This window comes from Micromonospora sp. NPDC004336 (assembly GCF_053602615.1).
Genome location: NZ_JBSGDY010000381.1, coordinates 1 through 1,094 on the forward strand (window position 1 = coordinate 1; position 1,094 = coordinate 1,094).

The following is a 1,094-nucleotide window of genomic DNA, read 5'->3' on the forward strand; positions in this document are numbered from 1 at the left end:
CAGGCGGAGGTCGGCGCGCTGACGTCGGCTCTGGGGCAGCTCTGGGTCGCGGGTGTCGCGGTGGACTGGGCGGCCTACCACGGGCAGGCCGGGGCCCGGCCGCGCGTGGTGGACCTGCCCACGTACGCCTTCGACCACACCTGGTACTGGCCCGAGGCCGCCGCGCCGACCCGGCGGGACGCCCAGGCCGACGCGCTCGACGGCCGGTTCTGGGCGGCCGTGGAGTCCGGCGACCCCGACCGGATCGGTGGCGAGTTGGGCGTCCGCGTGGACGAGCCGTTCGGCGAGGTCCTGCCGAAGCTCGCACAGTGGCGGCGGGCCGCCCGGCAGCGGTCGACGGTGGACTCGTGGCGGTACCGGGTCGAGTGGCGGCCCGGCACCGTGACCGGGCGCGACGGCCTGACCGGCACGTGGCTGGCGCTGATCGTCCCCGGCCAGGAGGACCACCCGCTGCTGACCGAGCTGGCGGAGCGTGGCGCCGACGTCGTCCCGGTGGTGCTGGACGAGTGGGACCGCGACCGCATCGCCCGCCAGCTCGCCGAGGCGAGGGAGACCAGCGGGCCGGTCGCCGGCATGGTGTCCCTGCTGTCGCTGGCCGGCGCGGGCGTGGTCGAGGCACTGGCGGTGGCGCAGGCGCTGGCCGTCACGGAGGTCGAGGCTCGACTGTGGTGGTTGACCAGCGGCGCCGTCTCCGTGGACGACTCCGAGCCCCTGACCGACCTGGCCTCGGGTGCTGCGGTGTGGGGTCTGGGTCGGGTGGTGGCTCTGGAGTTGCCGTCGCGGTGGGGCGGGTTGGTCGACGTGTCGGGTGGTTGGGGCGGCGGTGTCTGGGCGGGCCTGTGTGGGGTGTTGTCGTCGTCCGGTGCCGAGGACCAGGTGGCGGTGCGGTCGTCGGGTGTGTTCGTGCGGCGGCTGGTGCGCGCGGGTTCCGTCGGGGTTGGGGGTTCTTCGGGTGGTTTCCGGTTGTCGGGGACGGTGTTGGTGACGGGTGGTACGGGGGCGTTGGGTGTGCGGGTGGCGGAGTGGGCGGTGGGTGTGGGTGCGGAGCATGTGGTGTTGGTGTCGCGGTCGGGTGGTGGTGCGGTGGGTGTGGG

At 74.8% G+C, this 1,094-nt stretch carries 1 protein-coding gene; it reads left to right on the forward strand.

Annotation, left to right across the window (positions count from 1 at the left end; translation table 11 throughout):
• Window positions 1-1,094 (forward strand): KR domain-containing protein (locus ACWENR_RS30890; RefSeq protein WP_452280455.1); only part of this gene is annotated, 1,094 nt, incomplete at both ends.